The organism is Actinomycetota bacterium (assembly GCA_005774595.1).
GTDB lineage: Bacteria > Actinomycetota > Coriobacteriia > Anaerosomatales > D1FN1-002 > D1FN1-002.
Genome location: VAUM01000230.1, coordinates 1 through 3209 on the forward strand (window position 1 = coordinate 1; position 3209 = coordinate 3209).

Genomic DNA, 3209 nt, shown 5'->3' on the forward strand with positions numbered 1-3209 from the left:
CGTCCCGGCCGCCGCGCCCGACGCGCAGCCCGCCGCCGAGCCGGCCGTCGTCTGGTTCACGCCGGTCCGCACCTCGCAGAAGCGCTCGCTCATCGTGCGCGCGGGCCAGCTGCTCGACCGCGCCGGCCTTGCCGACGCCATCGGCGCGGACGACCTCGTCGCCGTGAAGCTGCACTTCGGCGAGCGCGGCGGCACCGGCTTCGTCGCGCCCGTCTTCCTGCGCGAGGTCGTCGCCCGCGTCAAGGCGCAGGGCGGCAAGCCGTTCCTCACCGACGGCAACACGCTCTACCGCGGCCAGCGCGCCAACGCGGTCGACCACGTCGCCTGCGCGATCCACAACGGCTTCTCGTACGCCACCGTCGAGGCGCCGATCGTCATCGCCGACGGCATCGACGGCCGCGACGGCGTCGACGTCCCCATCGAGGGCGGCGCCCACTTCGAGGAGGTGCGCATCGGCGCTGCAGCGGTGCACGCTGACGCGATGGTCGTCGTGACGCACGTCAAGGGTCATGAGGCCGCCGGCTTCGGCGGCGCGCTCAAGAACCTCGGCATGGGGCTGGGCTGCCGCTCCGCCAAGCAGCGCATGCACGCCGACTTCAGCCCCGAGGTCACGGCCGAGAAGTGCACCGCGTGCGCGCGGTGCGTGAAGTGGTGTCCCGTCGACGCGATCGAGATCGGCCCGGATCGCGTCGCCGTCATCGACCACGACGCCTGCTGGGGCTGCGGCGAGTGCGTGGCCGCCTGTCCCGAGGGCGCCATCGCGCCGCAGTGGAAGACGGAGCCCGAGGCGCTCCAGGAGAAGGTGGTCGAGCACGCGGCGGGCGCGCTGGCCGGCAAGGACGGCAAGGTCGTCTACCTGTCGTTCGTCCTCGCGGTGAGCCCGGACTGCGACTGCTGGCACTTCTCGGACGCCGGGGTCGTCGCCGACATCGGCGTCCTCGCCTCCACCGACCCGGTCGCCATCGACCGCGCCGCATACGACCTCGTCAACGCCGCGCCGGGCCTCCCGGGGACGCGCGGTGAGGGCCTCGGCGAGGGCACCGACAAGTTCTTGGAGATCACGGGCATCGACGGCTCGCACGCGATCGACTACGCGGAGATGCTCGGGCTCGGCACCCAGGACTACGAGCTGCGCACGCTGGAGTAGGCGCGCCGCCCGCGGCGCGACGGCGAGGGAGGGCGTGAGTGCGGTACGGCGAGATCTTCCGGCGCTCCTGGGGGGCACTCAGGAGCGGTGGGATGTGGGGCTTCCTGCTGTGCATGTACGCCGCGATGGCCGCCGCGGGCGGGCTTGGCTTCGGGGCGTTCGTCGCGATCGCTGGCGTCGATGCACTGCGGGTCCTAGCCAGTGACGCAGCGCCGAGCGGACCCGGCTTCGTGGTGGGAACGGTCGCCGCCGTGTTCATCTACGGGAGCGCCGTGCTCCTCTTCGCGCCCGTGATGCATGCGGGGCTCGTGTACCTTTCCGACGAAGTCGGCTGCGGTCGCCCGGCGCGGTTCTCGGACGGATGGCGCAAGGGCCTCGGTTCGTGGGGCAGAACCGTGCTGGTCGGTCTGGGCATCGGGGCAATCAACCTGCTGATCGCCTGCGCATTCTTGGCAGTATTCGCGCTGGGTGCGGTAGGCATCGGGGCCGTCGGCGACGGCGGTGACTCCATGGGGTTCGTGGCGGGTGCCGTCGGGTGCTGCGGCAGCTCGCTCGTGTATGTGGTGTTCCTCGCGAGCATGCTTTTCATGCAGTGCTGGGAGGCGCTCAGCATTCGCTACGCACTTCTGGGGGACATGCCGAGCGGGGTGAGCCTCAGCACCGGTCTGTCCACACTACGAGCGATGCCCAAGCGCGCCATGCTTCTCTCGCTGGCGTTCTTCGGGATCAGCATCGCCGTCTCGCTCGCCACTCGGATCGTGATGGTGCCGGCTCAACTCGGCATCGATTCCGAGATTGCGGCACTCGCCGCTGTCTCGTGGATCATGTACGTGGCCGGGTACCTTCTCAGTGTCGCGGCCGGCGCCGGCGTCAGTCTGCTCCAGTACACCGCGTGGAGTGTCTTCTGGAGGGATGCGACTGGCGCGGAGATGGGTCTGATCCAGCCCGCGCCTGTGGCCATGCCCGCCGGATTCGCGGAGGCTCGCATGTCCCCGCCTCAAGCCGAGACGGCGGTTGGCACTTCCCCGCTCGAGCCGCCTATGCCGACCCCTGCCGAAGGCGAGACGGGACCACTTGCGACGCCGCAGGAGCCTGAGCCGCCCGGAGAGCGGTAGGTAGGGAGGCTGACGGTGGACTACGCCGGAATCATCAAGCGGTCGTGGCAGATCACCTGGAAGTACCGGGTGCTGTGGCTGTTCGGCCTGTTCGCGGGTGGAATCAGCGGCAGCTTCAGCGGTAGCGGGGCCCAAGGGGACTCGGGTACCATCTCGGGCGACCTGTCGGGGCTCGAGCGTCAGGTCGAGCGTGGTGCTGACGCGTTCGTGCGGTGGTTCACGGACAACCTTGGAATCGCGGTTGCCGTGGTACTCATCATGAGCGTCGCAGGTTTCGCGCTATGGGTCATCTCTATCGCGGCGCAGGGCGGGCTGGTGAAGCTCGCCTCGGAGGCAGATCAGGACCGTCCGGTCCTCGGCAGTGAGGGTTGGGCGATCGGCTTCCGATACTGGGGTCGCACCTTGCTCATCCAATTGGTGCTCACACTACCCTTCGCTGTCTTGATCGGTGCTCTCGTGGCAGCGACGATCATCAGCTTCATACCTGCGATGACGAGTGACGGGGACCCCGTCACTGCAGCGCTGGGCGGAGTCGCCATGGTCTGCGGGGTCTTCGCGATCGCGATCCCACTCACCTTCGTGCTTGCGTTTGTCGTCGGTTCCGTGTACCTGCTCGCATTGCGGTACGGGATCCTTGAGGATCGCCCCTCATTCGCCGCGATCGGTGCGGCGTGGGGCGCCTTCAAGGCGCGTTGGAAGCAGGTCTTCGGCATGTGGCTGGCGCTGATGCTCGTCGGCATCATCTACGGGATGCTCGCTGCCGTGATCGCCGTCGGCTTCGTGTTGCCGGCAGGCGTAGCGTTCATGGCTGGCAACCTACCCATGTCCGCGGCGCTCATCCTCCTGCTCGCACTCGTGATGCTGCTGCCCAACGCGATCTACGCGGCACTGCGGTCCACCGCGTGGACCGTCTTCTTCCGGCGCCTGACAGGGGTCGCCGAGGTCGT

3 protein-coding genes are annotated in these 3209 nt (G+C 68.8%); all 3 read left to right on the forward strand.

The features are described 5' to 3' along the window. The first annotated feature begins 91 nt into the window (after nt 1-91). Nucleotides 92-1147: a DUF362 domain-containing protein gene (locus tag FDZ70_08350; protein TLM72536.1), complete on the forward strand. Its 1056-nt coding sequence runs from the start codon at nt 92-94 to the stop codon at nt 1145-1147. Nucleotides 1148-1239: 92 nt separating this feature from the next. Then, entirely contained in the window at nt 1240-2262 is a 1023-nt protein-coding gene (locus FDZ70_08355; GenBank protein ID TLM72534.1) for a hypothetical protein, read from the forward strand. A gap of 15 nt (nt 2263-2277) precedes the next feature. Further along, a partial coding sequence (locus tag FDZ70_08360; GenBank protein TLM72535.1) for a hypothetical protein occupies nt 2278-3209 on the forward strand: 932 nt, incomplete at its 3' end.

What these genes read in the sequence shown, in the direction of transcription:
- FDZ70_08355 (TLM72534.1), top strand. Translation starts at nt 1,240, where the DNA reads ATGTGGGGCTTCCTGCTGTGCATGTACGCCGCGATGGCCGCCGCGGGC.